Source organism: Micromonospora sp. WMMB482, assembly GCF_019038635.1.
GTDB classification, from domain to species: domain Bacteria; phylum Actinomycetota; class Actinomycetes; order Mycobacteriales; family Micromonosporaceae; genus Micromonospora; species Micromonospora marina.
This window is the reverse complement of the sequence record NZ_JAHOPD010000020.1, coordinates 4,820,350-4,837,978: the sequence shown is the minus strand read 5'-3', so window position 1 is coordinate 4,837,978 and position 17,629 is coordinate 4,820,350. Positions and strand designations below refer to the sequence as shown.

The following is a 17,629-nucleotide window of genomic DNA, read 5'->3' as shown; positions in this document are numbered from 1 at the left end:
TCGGCGGCCTCTCGGGAGGGCCAGGGCGGAAAGCCGGTACGCGACAGCCGTACCCCGCCTTCCCTTTCCCGCGTGGCCGCCAGGCACCTCGAGGGAAGGACCACAGTGACAACCTCATTCGGGCAGAGCACCGTACTCGGCTACCCCCGCATCGGCGCGCACCGCGAGCTGAAGAAGGCGGTCGAGGCCTACTGGGCCGGCGCGCTGGACGCCGCCACCCTGCACGAGACCGCCGCCGGGCTGCGGGCGCAGGTGTGGCGGACGCTGCGCGACGCGCGCCTGGACGCCATCCCGTCCAACACCTTCTCCTACTACGACCACATGCTCGACACCGCCGTCGCCCTCGGTGCGATCCCGCAGCGGTTCACCCGCCTCGGCCTCGACGAACTCGACACCTACTTCGCCATGGCCCGCGGCGTCGACGCCGAACCGGCGCTGGAGCTGACCAAGTGGTTCGACACCAACTACCACTACCTGGTCCCGGAGATCGACGCCGACACCGCCTTCACCGCCCACCCCGCCAAGGCGCTCAGCGAGTACACCGAGGCCCGGAACCTGGGTATCACCACCCGCCCGGTGCTGGTGGGGCCGGCCACGTTCCTGCTGCTGGCCAAGGGCGCCGACCCGTTCGCCCGCCTCGACGACCTCGTCGACACCTACGCGGAGATCCTCACCGCGCTCGCCGGAGCCGGCGTGCCGTGGGTGCAACTCGACGAGCCCGCCTACGTCGCCGACCGCTCCCCGGCCGAGATCGACGGCCTCCGCCGCGCCTACCGCCGCCTCGGCGACCTGGCGGACCGGCCGCGGATCTTCGTCGCCAGCTACTTCGGCCACCTGGGCGACGCCCTGCCCGCGCTGCTCGACACCCCGGTCGAGGCAGTCGGCGTCGACCTGGTCGCCGGGCGGGAGAACCTGGACCGGCTCGCCGCCGCCGGCCCGCTGGGCGGGAAGACTATCGTCGCCGGGCTGGTCGACGGCCGCAACGTCTGGCGTACGGATCTACGCGCCGCCATCGCCGCCGGGGCCACCGTCGCCGCGCTGGCCGACCACGTCTCGGTGTCCACGTCCTGCTCGCTGCTGCACGTACCCGTGGACCTGGCCGCCGAGACCCGCCTGGACCCGCGGCTGGCCGGCCGGCTGGCGTTCGCCCGCCAGAAGGTCGACGAGGTGGTCCTGCTCGGCCGCGCGCTGCGCGACGGCACGACGACCCTGCCCGCGCCGCTGCCGGCCGCACCGGCGTCGTGGCGCCACGACGACATCCGCGGACGCCTCACCGCGCTACGCCCCGACGACCGGCAACGCGGCGACTACGCCCAGCGCGCCGACCGCCAGCAGCGCCGCCTCGGCCTGCCCGACCTGCCCACCACCACGATCGGCTCGTTCCCCCAGACCGCCGAGCTGCGCGCGGCACGCGCCGCGCACCGGGCCGGCACCCTCGACGACGCCGGCTACACCGATCGGATGCGCACCGAGGTCGCCCACGTCATCCGGCTGCAGGAGGACCTGGGCCTGGACGTGCTCGTGCACGGCGAGCCGGAACGCAACGACATGGTCCAGTACTTCGGCGAGCAGCTCGACGGGTTCGCCGCCACGGACCACGGCTGGGTGCAGTCCTACGGCACCAGATGCGTGCGCCCGCCCGTCATCTTCGGTGACGTGGCCCGCCGGGCACCCATGACCGTCGCCTGGTCCACCTACGCCCAGTCGCTGACCGGCAAACCCGTCAAAGGCATGCTCACCGGCCCGGTCACCATCCTCGCCTGGTCCTTCGTCCGCGACGACCAGCCACTCGCCGACACCGCCGACCAGGTCGCCCTCGCCCTGCGCGACGAGTGCCGCGACCTGGAGACCGCCGGTATCCGCGTCATCCAGGTCGACGAACCCGCGCTAAGGGAGACCCTGCCGTTACGCCGCGACCAGCAGCAGACCTACCTCGACTGGGCGGTCGGCGCGTTCCGGCTGGCCACCAGCGGCGTCTCCGACGACACCCAGATCCACACCCACCTCTGCTACTCCGAGTTCGGCGAGGTCATCACCGCCATCGACGCCCTCGACGCCGACGTGACCAGCATCGAGGCGTCACGCTCCAAGATGGAGATCCTCGACGACCTCGCCGCGATCGGGTACCGGCGCGGTGTCGGACCCGGCGTCTGGGACATCCACTCCCCCCGCGTACCGCCCCACGACGAGGTCGTCGACGCGCTGCGCCGCGCCGTCGCCGCGGTCCCCGCCCGCCGGCTCTGGGTCAACCCCGACTGTGGCCTGAAGACCCGCACCTACCCCGAGGTCGAGGCGTCCCTGCGACACCTCGTCGCCGCCGCGGCCGAGGTACGGCAGGGCTGACAACGGCTCCGGGTGGCCGTCACGAACGGCCACCCGGGGCCCGTGCGGGTCAGCGCGGCCGGGAACCCGTCATCGGCGGAACGGACCGGTGACGCAGTAGGTGATGCCGCCGGAGGACGAGCCGGTCGTGCCGCGTTGCGACGAGAAGTACAGCCGGTCCCCGGCCGGGGTGAACGCCGGTCCCGTGATCTCCGAGCCGCTCTGCCCGGTGATCCGCAGGAAGACGGAGATCTTGTCGTCCGGCGTGATCATGCAGATCTCCATGTTGCCGCCGTCCTCGGCGACGTACAGGTCACCGGCCGTCGACCCGGTGATGTTGTCGACGCCGGTCAGCGGTGCGGCACCGGAGGTGACCAGGCTGTCGTCGTAGGCGAGCTCGTACGTACCGGCGGCCAGGTTGACCTGCCACACGCGGTTGTCGCCCTTCGTGGTGAACCAGACGGTGTCGTCCGCGTAGTGACAGCCCTCGCCACCGTTGAAGGTCTTCGCGCCGGACACCTGCCGCCGGGTCGGCGTGGGCGAGCCGTCCGGGTCGGGCACCGTGGCCCAGGTGAACGTGCCGGAGGTGGCCGTACCGGCGCGGAGGACCTGGAGGGTTCCGGCAGAGAGGTCGCCCCAGGTGGTCGGCACGAACCGGTAGAACTTGCCGTCGCTCTCGTCCTCGGTCAGGTAGACGACCCGGCGGACCGGGTCGGCCGCGGCCGCCTCGTGCTTGAACCGGCCCATCGCGGGACGCGCCACAGCGGTCCCGCCCAGCGGGTACGTCTCGAAGACCCGGCCCCGGGACACCTCCTCGCAGGAGAGCCAGGTGTTCCACGGCGTCTTCCCGCCGGCGCAGTTGTTGTTGGTGCCGGACAGGATCCGCGACGCCCCGACCACGGCACCGCTGGAGTTGAAGACGAGGCGTGAGGCGCCGCCGCCGGCACCGGCCGACACCTCGGAGTTCGACACGTAGATCCAGCCGGAGCCGTTCGGGAACACCGCGCCGCCGTCCGGAGCGTCGTGCCAGGTGTACGACGTCCCCGGCACCGTCTGCCGGGAACGCGCGACGATCGAACTGGTGAAGCCGGCCGGCAACTGGATGCCGTTGGCGTCGGCGGACCGAAGCCCGCCGTAGGGCCCAGCGGCGTTCTGCGCGGGTGCTCCGTACGCCGCCGACCACGCCGTGAACGGCAGGGCGACAGCGCCCGCACCGACAACAGTGGCCCGCAACATCGCTCGACGATCCATGGAACCTCCTCGGTAGGTTCCCAGATCTGATCGGGCCGAGCTTACGCACATCGATCCGTTGGATGAACGTCGATGGACGGTCCGGTGCGTGACGTCATGTCACCGCGCACCCGCAACGTTCGCGCGCCACGACCCCGTCAACGGGTCATCGGCGGTCACCCGGGGCCACGGCGACGGTTTCGGTTGCCTGAGGCGGGTGGATGGTGATGTCCTGCGTCACCGACGCCACCCGGATGCCACTGTCGGCGAAGCGGTCCAGCACCCGCCGGGTGACCTGATCCTTGACCTGGCGGGCGGCGCGTACCGGCACCACGAACCGGGCGGACAACTCGACCCAGTTGGGGGTGGCGCGGACGAAGACGCGGGGGTCGACCTCGGCGTCGGCGACCGGGTAGCGGCGGCGCATCTGCTCGATGGCGCGGCGCGCCTCGACCGTCGAGGAGATGCTCTCCGCCTCCTCGCACAGGATCCGCTCCGCCAGGTGCCAGTCCGCCTCGTACGGCACGGGCAGGGTCAGTTCCTCCCACAGATGATCCAGCACGGTGCTGCTGTTGAACACCGGCGCCGTGAACACGAAGCGGTTCGACAGTGACACCACCCGCCCGGTGTACTGACGGCCGCGGATCCAGGATTCCGGGTCCGAGGAGGAGCCGCTCTCCAAGATCCGGGTACGCAGTGGGGTGATGTCAAGGACGTCACCGCGTACCCCGCACATCTGGATCCGGTCACCGACGCGGAACTGCCGGCCGGTGAGGATACTGATCCACCCGGCGAACGCGCCGATGACCTCCTGCATGGCCAGCGCGAGGCCGGCGGCGAGCAGACCGAAGACCACGGCGACCCGTCCGGCGAACGGCCGCCACAGCAGCGCCAGCGCGAAGAGCAGCGCCACTGCGGTCAGGTAGTGCACCGCCTTACGGAGGTAGTAACGATTGGTGGTGTCGGCCACCCGGTGGGTCGCCAGGCGCCCGGCGAGCATCGCGAGTACGACAGCCAGCACGATCAGGACGATGCTGGTCACGAGGCGACCGCTCACGCTGCTCGTGTCCCAGAGGGCCTCCAGGAACCGCTCCATGCTGCTCGTCCATCGTCCTCGGCGGCGACCGGCCGACGCGAGCCCGTCGCGTCTCCTCCACCATAGGCATTCACGGACGGTGGCTCTCGGAAACCGCGATGCGAGGGGTTTGGGCAGCGTCCGTTTGCCGGGCACCGGCGGGATCACCACAAGCGCCGGGTAGCCGGCACCGCGACGCCGAGCAGACATCGGAGATCCTCGGGCTTCTTCCAGGAATTCTCCGGACCCACCCGTCCGGCCGGCTCGTACCGCGATCCCGGCGGTCTGCTCCGTGGCCGGCACTCGGACGCGCGATTCAGCGATGGCCTGACGGGTAGTCGCGGGCGTGACTCAACCGCCGCCGAAGCGGGGCAGCCCGGCGCCGCTGGTCGTGCTGGCTCGCCGGGCCCGGAACCTGGTTACCGGCACCCGGAGTCGGGCCAGCCGGGCGGGACGGTTGCGGCTACGCCAATTGGAGATCATCGCGCTGATCGCGGCGCAGGCCGGTCTGGCGGCGGCGCTGTCCTGGTGGCTGGCGTTCAGCCTGTTGGGCAACCCGAATCCGGTCTTCGCACCGACGGCAGCGGTCGGCACGATCGCCGCGGCGATCGGCCAGCGCACCCGCCGTACGGTCGAGCTGCTGTTCGGGGTGGGCCTGGGCATCGCCATCGGCGACGGGCTGGTCCTGCTCATCGGCACCGGCCCGTGGCAGACGGGTGTCATCGTCGCCCTGGCCATCGGGGTGGCCCTCGGACTCACCGGCCGGGGCGGCACCGTGGTCAGCCAGGTGGGTGGTACGGCGGTCCTGATCGCCACGCTCTCCTCCAGCCAACAGAACCTGGAACTGCCCAGGATCATCGACGCCGCGACCGGAAGCCTGGTGGGTCTGCTGGTGGTGGCGGTGCTGCTGCCACTGCACCCCATGCGCGTCATGCGCCGGGCGGCTTCACCGGTCTTCGACGCGCTCGCGGCGTACCTCCGGGAGACCGAGGCGGCGATACGGACGAGGGATCCGGACCGCGCGGTGCGGGCGACGGACGGCCTGCGTGCCATGGGACCGGACGTGGAGCGGCTCCGCGAGGCGCTCAGCGGCGCGGAGGAGGTGGTCACGGTCGCGCCGGCGAGGTGGCACTGGCGGCAGCACTACGAACGGTACGCCCACGGCGTCACGCACCTGATCCGCGTCATCGCCGACAGCCAGGACCTCGCCCGACGATCGGCGACGATGGTGGAGTACGGGGAGAAGATCACGGATCACCTCCCCGACGCCGTGGCGGCGCTCGCGGACGCCGTACAGCAGTTGCAGCGGGAGCTACGGGCCGACAAGCCACACGAGCGAACCCGACGGCACGCCCTGCGGGCGGGCGACGAGGCGGGCCGGGCCGCCGGTGGCGGATTGCAGAACTTCGCCGCCTCCGTCGCGACCCAGGTGCGGGTGACCGCCAGTGACCTGATGCGGGCCACCGGCTGCTCCGTGGACGAGGCGAATCAACAGGTACGGCAGGTGGCGCGACGGGGTGAGCGGGAAGGACGGATCCACTCGTCGTGAGGATCGGAGCGACCGGCGGGCGCCGGAGTCGCTGGATAGGGCCGGGCGCTCCCGGAGCGCGTACCACCCGCCTGGAACTCCTCTGTGATCCGGCTCAGCCTGTGGACCGCGGCACTGGACATGAGTACGTCGCCGCGCGCCGCGCGCTCCCCCCCGGCGGCCGGCACGACGCCGTTGCCGGCCGGGCACCTCGCCGAACGGCACGGCCTGGTGCGACGTCCTGGCGCCGAGATCCTCCTCTTCTCGCTCGGCTCGGGCTCGGGGCCAACCGCCCCATAGGAAGCTTTTGCCGCTCAACTGACATTAATCTGGGCGAAAACCTAGAGGGAGCCGACCATGGCCGGAGGAAAAATGAGAAGCAACTACATCCGGTTCGGTTTGGTCCTGCTGATCAGCCTTGCGGTCATGTTCGTCCTCACACTCTCCCAGATCCGCAGGTGGTCGGACTTCTTTCTGAACTTGAGCAACTTCTACACGTCGGTGATCATGGTCGCCGTCATGGGTGTGATCATGATGGGCGTGATGCATCAGATGTTCACCGATCGACGTCTCAACATCGTGCTCTACGCCGTGCTGGGTGCCCTCTTCGTCGGTGGCTTCGCGGCGGTGCGCACGGAACCCTTCGTGGGCAACGAGAACTTCCTCAGGTCGATGATCCCCCACCACTCCCGGGCGGTCCTCGTCTGCCAGGAGTCCGACATCACCGACCCGGAGATCATCGACCTCTGCGACCAGATCGTGAAGTCACAGGAAGAGGAGATCACCCAGATGAAGCGGATCCTCCGCGACCGGTACTGACTTCCGCGCTCTCGGGACCGGGCCGCGGCGCGTACCCGGCGCAAGCGCTGCTGGACCCGGCGGGTGCGGGCCGGACGGCGGGTGATCGACGTCGGCACCGAGCCGGGCACCGTCGCGGCGCTGGCGCCGGCTGGTCCGCTGCCGGGCGGGCGTACGACGGTCAGCGCGACAGCATCCGTCGGACCCGGCTGCCCACCGCCTGCTTGACCTGCTCGCGCAATGGCTGCGCGCGGCGTGCCTTGAGCTTCTGCTGCAGCGTCCGGTTCTCGTCCCGCAGCCACTGCATGCGCGCCAGCAGTTCCTCGGTGGTGTGGGCGGAGGCCGGCCGGACCGCCTGCGGGTAGACGGTTCGGCGGACCTGCTCGTCGAAGCGGGTGGCGCTGTCCCCGTCGGCGAACGACAGCCCGAGGTCGTGCTTGGCGAGGAACGCGGTGATCCGCGCGAAGCGCTCCTTGTGACCCTCGTTCAGGGCCGTGTAGTCGGCTTCCTCGTAGAGTCGGGCGGCGTCGACGTCGGCCGGCACGTCGCGCATCAACCGGTGCGGGATGTCGAAGTATCGGGCCAGTTCCAGGGTGCGCGAGTCGTGTGCGAGGAGATACCCGGGAGTGCCGGAGATCAGCGCCGTGATGGTGCCGTGGATCCGGGTGCCGAAGGCGAAGTCGAATCCGGAGAGATACTCCATCCAGGGCCACGGGTCCACGAACATCCGCACCTTGTCCTCGACGAAGAGCGGGTGTGAGGTGTGGATCGGCATGTCGTCGGTCTTGCCGCGCAACTTCGGTTCGTCGCCGTAGAGCAGGGTGCCGAGGGTGTACAGGCCCTGCGCCAGGTAGCGCAGGTTCGGGTAGCGCTGGTGGTGGTGGGCAACGATCGGGGCCAACGCGCGGACGTATGGCGAGATGACGAACGCGAGCCGATCCTCGGTGCCCAGGGTCGCCTTCGCCTTCTCGACCCGGAGGCTGTCGCCGTGCAGGAACATCGACGGACAGCCGATCTGCTCGACGGCGGAGAAACCCAGCGTACGCAGGTAGCTCTCGCTGATCTCGCCGCGTACGCCGATGCTGTGCGACCGGTCCAGCACCGCCCGGCAGAACGCCTTCACCGGCTCGTCGATCGGGCGCAGGTACTCCCGGTCGCCGTCCACGTCGGTCTGCACCCCGACCCCGAGCACCACCACCGGGATCTTGAGCCGCTCGATCAGCCGGGTCATCGACATCAGCCGGTTCGCGTAGTCGTGGCGAAACGCGTTCGCCAGCGGGATCACAAAGACGTCGTACTTCTCGTTGATCTCGTCGGCATCGCGCGGGTCCGCCCGGAACCGCGACGGGGTGATCTCCGCCGCCGAGGTGGACAGCAGCTTGTGCGCGGCGTGGCTGAAGACCAGGTTGCCGCTGTTCTTGCCGATCCAGTCCCGCTCGTAGGTCTCCTCGGCGGTGACGACGTCGAACGGGCCCTTGCGGGCGCGCAACAGGATCCGCTGGTGCATCCGGGGTGTCCACCCTTCGTCCCGGACGCCACGGCGCCCGGCGAGGCCGAAGCGGCGCGATCGGCCGGGCACGGCCCCGCTTCGTGCAGGAGCAGAAATCCTATGCCATCTCCACGCCGCTCCGGATCCCGCCTGCCTCGCGGCTGCCCACCGGTGTCACCGATGTGGCTCTCTCATGGCCTGCGGTCCTCCTCCGGCGACTCCGTCGAGTTCAGCCGAGGGCCGCCACTCCCGCCTGATCAGCCCGTAGACCCACGAGTCAGAGACCTCGCCGTTCACCACGCAGTCTTCCCGCAACGTCCCCTCACGCACGAACCCGAGCTTCTCCAGCACGCGGGCAGATGCCACGTTGCGGGTATCGGTCTCAGCCTGGACGCGATTCAGGTCCAGCGTGTCGAATGCCCACTGCAACAGGGCGCGTACGGCCTCCGTGTCCACGGCCAGCCTCGCCCCGGTGCCCTCCTCTGCCATCTGCCGGCAAGCCGCGATGAACCGCTCGGCGCGCAGGCGGTCGCTCCACGGCGGCGCGTCCCAGTAACGCAGCACGTCCGCGTTGCTGTGCAGCGCGAACAGGTCGTTCGCATCCGCGTCGTCGAAGGGACGCAGTCGAAGGCGAGGGGTTTGCAGCGTCGAGATGGGCAGCGACACGGGCGTCATGTTCCCTCCTGTGGTCGGTGGCCGGTCGATCCGACATCCGGTGCCGGCCACTCGCAGTGGGTTTCTCGAAGGGCGGGAGGAACGACGTGCTCACTCGTCGGCTACCTGCTTCATCGACCTACGACTGCGGCCCGGCCAACCTTCGGTTGAGCTACGCGGCGATGAGGAATTACGCCAGCCAATGATCGCACCGGGTCCGATACCAGAAGCGCGGCAGCGCAGCTCGGACATACCAGCGAGGTGTTCACGCCGGTCAGGCACCTACGGTCACGTCGCCGCTGCGGCAGTGACGGCGCGGGCCGGCAGCAAGGGCCACCGGCTGTGCAGAGCGGCCTGATGCCGTATGTCCGAAATTCTCGCGCCCATCCGATCGACCGCGCCGATCGCGGCACCCGGGCATGCCGCGGTCCGCTACGGGTATGCGAATCGCTGCGACGTTCCCTGTCCCCGGCCGAGCTGTCGACCCTCCAGATCGAGCTGTGGGGTGAAGGCGCTCGGCGTGGAAACGTGGAGGCTGACGTCATGCGTATCCCAGCCCGGATGGTCGACGATCTCCGTTCGAGCATCGTCGAGCCCTCGGCCGCCGACTCCACGGACGCAGAGCTGGTCGACGGGCGGTTCGTGGTCCGCTCGCCGAGGTGCACCGACTTGCCGGCGATGTCCCGGGCGCATGTCGAGTTGCTTCCGATGGGGCTGTTCCCGTTGTTCGGGGCCAGGTTTGTCCGCCGCTGGCAGCGAACCTTCCTGCGCTCGGCGCACGGGGTTGGCGTCGTCGTTGTCGACACCACTGCACCATCGGGTGAGATCGTCGGTTTCGCACTGGGTGCCAGTGATCACCGCGCCCACACCACCGAACTGGCGAGGAATCGGCGTGAGTTGGTGTGCCTGGCTGCCGCCGGGTGCGTGGCGCTGCTTGTTCGGCCCCGTGTTGCCGCCCGGGTTGCGCGATCACGGGTGCGGCCATGGGCCAGGCGCCTGTCACGCCTCGGGAGAGCCTCGGGCTCGTCACGGCGGACGGCATCCGTCGCGGCGCCGAACGTGGCGGTCATGGCCGCACTGGCGGTACGGCCGCAGTGGCGCGGGAGCGGCATCGGGGTGATGCTGGCCGACCGTTTCGTTGAGCAGGCGCGGATCGCCGGCGCCACGCGCGTCGAGGCGCAGACCTCGACCGGGTCTGTCGGAGCGGCTGGATTCTACGAACGCCTGGGCTGGCACGCCGGTGCGCAGCGGCTGACCCCCGACGGGGAGAGTGTGCGCACCTACCACCACGACCTCGGAGAGACACGCTGAGCTGCTGTTAGCCTCGGCCTTTCACGGCAGCCGTGATCTTGGATGTCCAGCGGGCTGTAGAGCCCGTTTCACATTGCTGTCAGTCGGGTGTGTTGAAGGTGAGGCGTTGTTGGCGGGCGGCGGCTTCGCCTCGGGCAAGGCGGCGGAGCATGCCGCCGAGGGCGGCCCATCGGATCATGGCCTCGGACGTCGTGCGGTGAGTTTCGTAGTCGCGGGCCAGGCGGCGGTGGGCGGTGATCCAGGCCAGGGTCCGCTCCACGACCCAGCGGCGTGGGTGGACGACGAACCCTTTCTGATCGGCGGGTTTGCGGACGATCTCGACGGTGGTGCGCAGCAGGTCGCGGGCCCAGTCGACGAGGCGGCCGGCGAAGCCGGCGTCGGCGAAGACGTGCCGGATGGGGGTGGCCGCGTAGGTGGCGAGTAGTGCGCCTTTGGCGCCGTCGCGGTCTTGCCAAGACGCGGCCAGGACCCAGACCGTGACCAGCAGGCCGAGGGTGTCGGTGATGATGAACCGTTTCCGGCCGTTGATCTTCTTGCCGGCGTCGTAACCGCGGGAGTCCCGCGGCACGGTGTCACCGCCTTTCACGCTCTGCGAGTCGATGATCCCCGCCGTGGGCTCAGGCTCGCGGCCGTGAGCCACCCGGATCTGCTCGCGTAGTTCGGTCACGATCCGCTCGGTCACGCCCCGCCTGTTCAGCCGTGTGAAGTGCGCGTACACGGTCTGCCACGGCGGGAAGGATCGGCAGGTACCGCCACGCGCAGCCGGAGACTGCCCGACGGCTTGGCTGCTAGCGTTCGCCGCCATGTGGACCGAGGAGATCGTGGCCGGGCGACCGGCGTGGCGGCACATCCCGTCGGGAGTCGTGTTCCGGGAGGTTCCCGGCGGCGCGTTCCGGATGGGCCTGTCCGAGGCGGAGCTCGACGCGGTACGCGCCATCGAACGCAGCGGCGGTGTCGAGGACACCATCGACCCGTTCCTTGCCAGCGCCACGGACGCACAACCGGTCCGCGAGGTGCGCGTCGAGTCGTTCCTGCTCGCCCGGCACCCGCTGACCGTGGCGCAGGTCCGGTACTGGCTGCCCGAGTACGAAGACGACTACGCCGAGGCGGACACCGGCACGGCTCGGCTCGCAGGCGACCTGGAGGACCTGCTCGAGCTGTTGCCGTTCGACCTGCCCAGCGAGGCGCAGTGGGAATACGCAGCCCGGGCCGGCACCACCACGCTGACCTTCCACGGTGACGGGAAACCCGACGAGGACCAGCTCCTCGACGACTTCGGCGACGAGACGCGGACGGCCGCCGGCGAAAACGCGTTCGGGCTGGTGGCGATGGGCTCGGCGAACGAGCTCTGCGCCGACGTGTGGATCCCCGGGTTCGACGGCGCGCCGTCAGACGCGCGACCGCGGACCGGAGACGGGCCCCGGTCCGTACGCGGCGGAGCCGCCGATCAATACCCGTGGCAGGGCTGCGACGAGTGGCTGCTACTGCTCTCCGCCACCCGGTACGAACACGCCGACTTCACGGCCGTACGCCCGGCCGCACCACTGCCACCCCGGTGAGGCAGGTGGGCGTGGATCTGTCGCAAGCCAGCGGGCAGGCTCGATGGTCGCCGAGCAGGGATGTCTCACGCCGCCGTTCGGCCTCGCCGCTCGCACAGCCCGCCCGGACTTGCGGCAGCCCGTCCTCGGTCAGCACGATCGTCACCCGGGGGTGTCCGGGAGGAGTGCGCCGGGGCCGTCCGGCACGTCCACACGCGGGTCGATCGGCGGGTACACCTCGGGATCGAGGTCGGGGTTGGTCATCGGCTCAGTATTCGACGCCACCGCCGGGACCGCCCGCCGAGCACGACGGCGGGCAACGCTCGCCGGCGCGACAGCCGGAGGAAGCGGCCCTCGATGCGCGGTGAGCGCGACGAGGGCCGCGGCCTGGGCGGGTGGCAGTGGACGGCGGGCGGTGGTCAGTCGGGCGGGGCCATCCGGCGACGCAGTTCCCGCTTGAGCACCTTGTGGCTCGGCCCGAGCGGCAGGTCGTCGACATACCGGACCTGCCGTGGGTACTTGTGCCGGCCCAGACGCTCCCGCGACCAGTCGATCATCTCCTGCTCGTCGGGCAGGCCCGGGCCGGCCGGGTCCACCACCACCACCGCGCAGATCTCCTCGCCGTGACGCGGGTCGGGCACCCCGATCACCGCCACCTGGCCGACCGCCGGGTGCCCGGCAAGGACCTCCTCCACCTCGCGTGGGTAGACGTTGAAGCCACCCCGGATGATCATGTCCTTCTTCCGGTCGATGATGGTGATGAACCCGTCGGCGTCCTTGCGTCCCAGGTCACCGCTACGGAACCAGCCGTCCACCACCGCCTCCGCGGTCGCCTCGGGCCGCCCCAGGTAACCGGCGAAGACGTTGTGCCCCCGGATGACGATCTCGCCGAGCTCTCCGGTCGGCAGCAGCTCGATTCGCTCGTCCACCTCCGCGCGGGCGATCTCCACCTCCACGCCCCCAGACCGGGTGCCCGATGGTCCCAGCGCGGGTGCCGAAGTGCGGCTGGTTGGTGGTGGCGGTGGGTGAGGTCTCGGAGAGGCCGTACCCTTCGAAGACCGTCGTCTGGAAGGCGGCGTGGAACCGTTCCAGCACGGCCACCGGCAGCGATGCCCCGCCGGAGACGCAGAGCCGCAGCCGGGGCAGGTCGTCCCGGTCCCGGGCGGCGTCGAGCAGCGCCACGTACATGGTGGGCACGCCGTGGAAGACGTTCACCCCCTCACGCAGCATCAGGTCGATGGCGGCCGGCCCGGTGAACCGGCTCAGCAGCACCAGCGTCGCGCCGATCCGGAAGGTGCCGTTCATCGCCACCGTCTGGCCGAAGCTGTGGAACAGCGGCAGGCAGCCGAGCACTACGTCCGTCCTGCGCGCGTCGTTGGCGTCGAAGACGTTCACGGTGGCGTTCATGACCAGGTTGAGGTGGGTGAGCACGGCGCCCTTGGGCACCCCGGTGGTGCCGCTGGTGTAGAGCACCACCGCCGGGTCCTCCGCCGACCGGGTGACGTACGACGGCAGCGGTGGCAGCAGGTGGCTCAGCTCCTCCAGGCGGGGCGCGACCGCGCCGGCGGCCGCCGGCCCGACGGTCACCAGCGGCACGCCGGCCGCCGCCGCGGCGGCGGCGCCCAGGGCGAGCTGGGAGCTGTGGCACACCAGCAGCTTCGTGCCGCTGTCGGTCAGCACGTGCGCCGCTTCGTCCACGGTCAGCAGCAGGTGCACCGGGACGAGCACCGCGCCGGCGGCGAGGGCCCCGTAGTAGACCCGGGGGAAGTCCACCACGTTCGGAGCCAGCAGGGCCACCTTGTCGCCGAGGCCGACCCCCCGCTCGCGCAGCCCGGCGGCGTAACTGCGCGCCTCCAGCCACAGCTCGGCGTACGTCACCCGGGTGTCGCCGTCGACCACGGCGACGGTGTCGGCGTGCCGGCGGGCGGACTCGGCCAGCACCATGGCCAGCGACAGCGCGGTCATCGGGCCACGCCCCGCACCAGACGGCTGACCGTCTCGGCGACGCAGACCGGCTTGCCGCCGGCGTCGCTTTCCACGGCGACCGCGGCGACCACCTGCACGCCGCCGTCCACGGGTGACACCCCGGCCAGGGTCGCGGTGGCGCGGACCGCGCGGCCGACCCGGAGCGGGGCCGGGAAGCGCACCCGGTTGAGGCCGTAGTTGACCCCCATGGCCACCCCCTCGACCCGGTAAAGGCCACCGGCCAGCGCCGGCAGCAGGGACAACGTGAGGTAGCCGTGCGCGATGGTGCCGCCGAACGGGCCGGCCGCGGCCCGTCGCGGGTCGATATGGATCCACTGGCGGTCGTCGGTGGCGTCGGCGAACCGGTCGACCCGTTGCTGGTCGATCCGGAACCAAGGGCCGGGGCCCAGGGTCTCGCCGGTCGCCTCGGCCAACTCCTCGATGGACGCGAAGACCCTCATGCCAGGTGCCCTCCCAGCTTTGTGTAGCCGCGCAGCAGGTCGCGGGAGATGATCAGTCGCTGCATCTCGTCGGTGCCCTCGAAGATCCGGTACAGCCGGACCTGCCGGTACCAGCGCTCGATCGGCAGCTCACGGGTGTAGCCCATGCCGCCGTGGATCTGCAGGACGCGGTCGACCACCCGATTGACCATGCCCGCGCCGTAAAGCTTCGCCATCGAGGAGGCGTGCCGCGGGTCCATGCCCTGCTCGACGGTCCAGGCGGCGCGCAGGATGAGCCAGCGGGCCGCCTCCAGCTCGGTCTCCGAGTCGGCGATCATCCACTGGATGGCCTGGTTGGTGCCGATCTTCGCGCCGAAGGTCTCCCGGGTGTTGGCGTAGTCGATGGCCATCGACAACGCCCGCTCGGCGATGCCGACGGCGTGCGACGGGATAATGTAACGGCCCTTGCCGATCCACTCCATGCCGAGGCTGAAGCCCTGCCCGGGCTCGCCGAGGATGTTGCGCCTGGGTACCCGGACGTCGTCGAAGACCAGCGAGGCGGGGCCGCCCTCGCCCATCGTCTGGATGAACTCCGAGCGCCAGCCCATCGACCGGTCCACCAGGAACGCGGTGGCGCCGCCGTGGCGGGCCCCCTTCTCCCGGTCGGTCACCGCGATCACGATGGCGAAGTCGGCGTCGTGACCGCCGGTGATGAAGGTCTTCTCGCCGTTGAGGATCCAGTCGTCGCCGTCACGGCGGGCGCTGAGCTTGATGTTGGCCGCGTCGGAGCCGGCGCCGGGCTCGGTGATCGCGAAGCAGCTGCGCCGCTCCCCCTCGATGGTCGGGACCAGGTACTCGCGCTTCTGCTCGTCATTGGCGTGGAACAGGATGTTGTCCGCCTCGCCGCCGAACCGGAACGGCACGAACGAGCGGCCGAGTTCGGTCCAGATCTGGGACTGGGTGACGGCCGGCAGGTCCATGCCGCCGTACTCCTCCGGGGTGCCCAGCCCCCAGAACCCGAACTTGCGCGCCTTGAGCTGCAACTCGCGCAGCTCGCTGTGCTCCAGTCCGGGCCGGTGCGCCCGTTCCCGCCGCAGCAGCTCCTGCTCCAGCGGCATGACCTCCCGGGTGATGAAGTCGCGGGCGGTGTCGCGGATCGCCCGCTCGGTGTCGGAAAGCGCGAAGTCCATGTCCCCTCCGGGTGCTGGTCCGCCGACGCGCCTCAGCGCGCGCCGCCGTTGACGTACAGGGTCTGTCCGCTGACGTACGACGCGTCGTCGCTGGCCAGGAAGGCGATCACCGAAGCGATCTCGGTCGGCTGGGCGACCCGGCGCAGCGGGGTGTGCTCGGCGACCGTCCGCTGATGCTCCTCCGGGCTGCTGCCGACCCGCTGCGCGGTGGCGGCGGTCATCGCGGTGGCAACGTAGCCCGGGGCGACGGCGTTGACCGTGACGTTGTACGGGCCGAGTTCGATGGCGAGGGTGGCCGTCAGACCCTGCACCCCCGCCTTGGCCGCCGCGTAGTTGACCTGGCCCCGGTTGCCGAGGGCGGAGCGGCTGCTGAGGTTGACTATCCGGCCGTAGCGGGCCGCGACCATGTGCTGTTGGGCGGCCTGGCAGCAGAGGAACATGCTGGTCAGGTTGGTGGTCAGCACCGCCTCCCAGTGTGGCAGTGGCATCTTGAACAGCAGGTCGTCGCGGGTGATGCCGGCGTTGTTCACCAGCACGTGCAACCCGCCGTACGCCTGCACCACCCGGTCGCTCATCGCGGCCACCGCCGCGGGGTCGGTCACGTCGCAGCCGATGCCGACGGCCCGGCCGCCGGCCGCGGTGATCTCGTCGGCGACCGCCCGGCTGCGCTCCTCGTCGAGGTCGACCACGGCGACGGCGGCGCCCTCGGCGGCCAGCCGGTGGGCGGTCGCCGCGCCGATGCCCTGCCCGGCGCCGGTGACGACGGCCACCCGGTCGGCGAATCTGGTCACGGTTCTCCCCTTTGCTAGAAGGCGTTGACGCCGGTGAGCGCGCGCCCGATGAGCAGCTGCTGGATCTGGCTGGTGCCCTCGTAGAGGGTGGCCACCCGGGCGTCGCGCAGGTACTTGCCGACCGGGTACTCGTCGATGTAGCCGTACCCGCCGAAGACCTGGACGGCGTTGTTGGCCGCCCGGACCGCTGCCTCGCTGGCGAAGAGCTTGGCCATCGAGGCCTCGGTGGCGAACGCCTCGCCCCGGTCCACGAGGTCGGCCACCCGCCACACCAGCAGCCGGGCGGCGGCGGTGTCCACGGCAATGGCGGCGAGCAACTGCTGCACCAGCTGGTGCCCGGCGATCGGCTTGCCGAACTGGGTGCGCTGCCCGGCGTAGCCGACCGCCGCGTCGAGGCAGCCCTGGGCGATGCCGACGCAGCCGGCGGCCACCGACATCCGGCCCTTGGCCAGGGTGGCCAGGGCCAGCCGGAACCCGCCGCCGGCCGGGCCGAGGCGCGCCGAGTCGGGCACCCGGACGGCGTCGAAGCGCAGCTCACCGGTTGCCTGCCCGCGCAGCCCGAGCTTGCCGTGGATCTCCCTCCGGGTGAGCCCGGCGACGTTGGTGGGCACCAGGAACGCGCTGATGCCCCGGTGTCCGGGTCCGCCGGTGCGGGCGAAGAGCAGGACCACGTCGGCCACGGTGCCGTTGGTGATGAACGTCTTCGCGCCGGTGATCAGCCAGTCGCCGCCGTCGCGGGTCGCCCGGGTGGTCAGCGCGGCCGCGTCCGAGCCACTGTCCGGTTCGGTCAGGGCGAAGCAGCCGAGCGCGGTGCCGGCGCAGAGCCGGGGCAGCCACTCGGCCCGCTGCGCGGCGGACCCGTACGCGGCGATGGCCTTGGCGACCAGCCCGAGCGACACCGAGACGATGCCCCGGACGGCGGAGTCGCCCCGGCCGAGCTCTTCCAGCACCAGGCAGTAGGAGAGGTGGTCGCCGCCGGACCCGCCGTCTTCCTCGGAGATGGTCAGCCCGAGGAAGCCCAGCCGGCCGAGCTTGTCCACGATCTCCGGGTCGACCGACTCGCGCCGGTCCCAGGCCGCGGCGTGCGGGACCACCTCACGGTCGACGAACTCGGCGGCGAGCTGACGAACCGCCGCCTGCTCCGCGGAGAGCTGAAGGTCCATGCGGCATAAACTAGCGCTGCAAGTTTAAGTACGTCCAGACCCGGCCGAGGCAGGCGTTGCTCAGCCGGCAGCGGATTGTCGATGCCGCCGCCGCGCTGATCGTGCTCGCCGGCCGGGACCTCGCTCCGGCGCCGG

General features: G+C 70.9%; 16 protein-coding genes. 5 read left to right on the top strand and 11 right to left on the bottom strand.

The features are described from left to right. Positions 1-105: 105 nt before the first annotated feature. Positions 106-2,343 carry a 5-methyltetrahydropteroyltriglutamate--homocysteine S-methyltransferase gene (gene metE, locus KSK32_RS23955; protein ID WP_216933216.1) on the top strand — a complete coding sequence of 746 codons (2,238 nt, stop codon included), beginning with the start codon at positions 106-108 and terminating at the stop codon, positions 2,341-2,343. 69 nt (positions 2,344-2,412) lie between these two features. Here the strand turns inward: metE and KSK32_RS23950 are convergent, their stop codons facing one another. After that, positions 2,413-3,573 (bottom strand): alkaline phosphatase PhoX, encoded by a 1,161-nt coding sequence (locus KSK32_RS23950; protein WP_216927959.1) that lies wholly within the window; start codon positions 3,571-3,573, stop codon positions 2,413-2,415. A gap of 145 nt (positions 3,574-3,718) precedes the next feature. Then, on the bottom strand, positions 3,719-4,648 hold the full coding sequence (locus KSK32_RS23945; protein ID WP_216933215.1) for a mechanosensitive ion channel family protein: 930 nt from the start codon (positions 4,646-4,648) through the stop codon (positions 3,719-3,721). Between the two features lie 325 nt (positions 4,649-4,973). On the opposite strand from KSK32_RS23945, the gene KSK32_RS23940 reads away from it, so the two are divergent. Both KSK32_RS23940 and KSK32_RS23935 read left to right on the top strand, forming a co-directional pair. Beyond that, positions 4,974-6,176, top strand: a complete 1,203-nt coding sequence (locus KSK32_RS23940) for an aromatic acid exporter family protein (RefSeq protein WP_289256377.1) — start codon at positions 4,974-4,976, stop codon at positions 6,174-6,176. A 351-nt stretch (positions 6,177-6,527) separates the two neighbouring features. Continuing rightward, positions 6,528-6,974 carry a DUF305 domain-containing protein gene (locus tag KSK32_RS23935; RefSeq protein ID WP_216933214.1) on the top strand — a complete coding sequence of 149 codons (447 nt, stop codon included), beginning with the start codon at positions 6,528-6,530 and terminating at the stop codon, positions 6,972-6,974. Positions 6,975-7,134: 160 nt separating this feature from the next. On the opposite strand, the gene KSK32_RS23930 is transcribed toward KSK32_RS23935, so the two are convergent. Both KSK32_RS23930 and KSK32_RS23925 read right to left on the bottom strand, forming a co-directional pair. Then, a complete protein-coding gene (locus KSK32_RS23930; protein ID WP_216933213.1) occupies positions 7,135-8,460 on the bottom strand; it encodes a polysaccharide pyruvyl transferase family protein in 1,326 nt (441 codons plus the stop codon). Positions 8,461-8,616: 156 nt separating this feature from the next. Next, complete coding sequence (locus KSK32_RS23925; RefSeq protein WP_254187164.1) at positions 8,617-9,117, bottom strand: GNAT family N-acetyltransferase; 501 nt, start codon at positions 9,115-9,117, stop codon at positions 8,617-8,619. Between the two features lie 540 nt (positions 9,118-9,657). On the opposite strand from KSK32_RS23925, the gene KSK32_RS23920 reads away from it, so the two are divergent. Further along, positions 9,658-10,407 (top strand): GNAT family N-acetyltransferase, encoded by a 750-nt coding sequence (locus KSK32_RS23920; RefSeq protein WP_216933212.1) that lies wholly within the window; start codon positions 9,658-9,660, stop codon positions 10,405-10,407. A 79-nt stretch (positions 10,408-10,486) separates the two neighbouring features. Here the strand turns inward: KSK32_RS23920 and KSK32_RS23915 are convergent, their stop codons facing one another. Next, positions 10,487-11,212, bottom strand: a complete 726-nt coding sequence (locus KSK32_RS23915) for an IS5 family transposase (protein WP_254188499.1) — start codon at positions 11,210-11,212, stop codon at positions 10,487-10,489. On the opposite strand from KSK32_RS23915, the gene KSK32_RS23910 reads away from it, so the two are divergent. Beyond that, on the top strand, positions 11,211-11,966 hold the full coding sequence (locus tag KSK32_RS23910) for an SUMF1/EgtB/PvdO family nonheme iron enzyme (protein ID WP_216933210.1): 756 nt from the start codon (positions 11,211-11,213) through the stop codon (positions 11,964-11,966). The two genes, KSK32_RS23915 and KSK32_RS23910, sit on opposite strands and share 2 nt — an antisense overlap. Before the next feature lie 398 nt (positions 11,967-12,364). Here KSK32_RS23910 and KSK32_RS34630 read toward each other — a convergent pair whose 3' ends face one another. The 6 genes from KSK32_RS34630 to KSK32_RS23885 are packed head-to-tail and all read right to left on the bottom strand — an operon-like array spanning position 12,365 to position 17,494. Further along, positions 12,365-12,760, bottom strand: a complete 396-nt coding sequence (locus tag KSK32_RS34630) for a hypothetical protein (RefSeq protein WP_353939626.1) — start codon at positions 12,758-12,760, stop codon at positions 12,365-12,367. Beyond that, positions 12,741-13,910 carry an AMP-binding protein gene (locus KSK32_RS34625; RefSeq protein ID WP_353939625.1) on the bottom strand — a complete coding sequence of 390 codons (1,170 nt, stop codon included), beginning with the start codon at positions 13,908-13,910 and terminating at the stop codon, positions 12,741-12,743. Before KSK32_RS34625 ends, KSK32_RS34630 begins: the two co-directional genes overlap by 20 nt. After that, positions 13,907-14,371, bottom strand: a complete 465-nt coding sequence (locus KSK32_RS23900) for a MaoC family dehydratase (protein ID WP_216933209.1) — start codon at positions 14,369-14,371, stop codon at positions 13,907-13,909. The genes KSK32_RS34625 and KSK32_RS23900 overlap by 4 nt, the downstream gene beginning before the upstream one ends. Beyond that, on the bottom strand, positions 14,368-15,540 hold the full coding sequence (locus tag KSK32_RS23895) for an acyl-CoA dehydrogenase family protein (protein ID WP_216933208.1): 1,173 nt from the start codon (positions 15,538-15,540) through the stop codon (positions 14,368-14,370). The genes KSK32_RS23900 and KSK32_RS23895 overlap by 4 nt, the downstream gene beginning before the upstream one ends. Positions 15,541-15,572: 32 nt before the next feature. Continuing rightward, a complete protein-coding gene (locus tag KSK32_RS23890; protein WP_216933207.1) occupies positions 15,573-16,331 on the bottom strand; it encodes an SDR family NAD(P)-dependent oxidoreductase in 759 nt (252 codons plus the stop codon). A 14-nt stretch (positions 16,332-16,345) separates the two neighbouring features. Continuing rightward, positions 16,346-17,494, bottom strand: a complete 1,149-nt coding sequence (locus KSK32_RS23885; RefSeq protein ID WP_216933206.1) for an acyl-CoA dehydrogenase family protein — start codon at positions 17,492-17,494, stop codon at positions 16,346-16,348. Between the last annotated feature and the right edge of the window lie 135 nt (positions 17,495-17,629).

Excerpts from the sequence above, each read along its gene's own strand:
- KSK32_RS23950 (WP_216927959.1), bottom strand. The coding sequence starts at position 3,573 with ATGGATCGTCGAGCGATGTTGCGGGCCACTGTTGTCGGTGCGGGCGCT.
- KSK32_RS23945 (WP_216933215.1), bottom strand. The coding sequence starts at position 4,648 with ATGGAGCGGTTCCTGGAGGCCCTCTGGGACACGAGCAGCGTGAGCGGT.
- KSK32_RS23935 (WP_216933214.1), top strand. The coding sequence starts at position 6,528 with ATGAGAAGCAACTACATCCGGTTCGGTTTGGTCCTGCTGATCAGCCTT.
- KSK32_RS23930 (WP_216933213.1), bottom strand. The coding sequence starts at position 8,460 with ATGCACCAGCGGATCCTGTTGCGCGCCCGCAAGGGCCCGTTCGACGTC.
- KSK32_RS23925 (WP_254187164.1), bottom strand. The coding sequence starts at position 9,117 with ATGACGCCCGTGTCGCTGCCCATCTCGACGCTGCAAACCCCTCGCCTT.
- KSK32_RS23920 (WP_216933212.1), top strand. The coding sequence starts at position 9,658 with ATGGTCGACGATCTCCGTTCGAGCATCGTCGAGCCCTCGGCCGCCGAC.
- KSK32_RS23910 (WP_216933210.1), top strand. The coding sequence starts at position 11,211 with ATGTGGACCGAGGAGATCGTGGCCGGGCGACCGGCGTGGCGGCACATC.
- KSK32_RS23915 (WP_254188499.1), bottom strand. The coding sequence starts at position 11,212 with ATGGCGGCGAACGCTAGCAGCCAAGCCGTCGGGCAGTCTCCGGCTGCG.
- KSK32_RS34625 (WP_353939625.1), bottom strand. The coding sequence starts at position 13,910 with ATGACCGCGCTGTCGCTGGCCATGGTGCTGGCCGAGTCCGCCCGCCGG.
- KSK32_RS23900 (WP_216933209.1), bottom strand. The coding sequence starts at position 14,371 with ATGAGGGTCTTCGCGTCCATCGAGGAGTTGGCCGAGGCGACCGGCGAG.
- KSK32_RS23895 (WP_216933208.1), bottom strand. The coding sequence starts at position 15,540 with ATGGACTTCGCGCTTTCCGACACCGAGCGGGCGATCCGCGACACCGCC.
- KSK32_RS23885 (WP_216933206.1), bottom strand. The coding sequence starts at position 17,494 with ATGGACCTTCAGCTCTCCGCGGAGCAGGCGGCGGTTCGTCAGCTCGCC.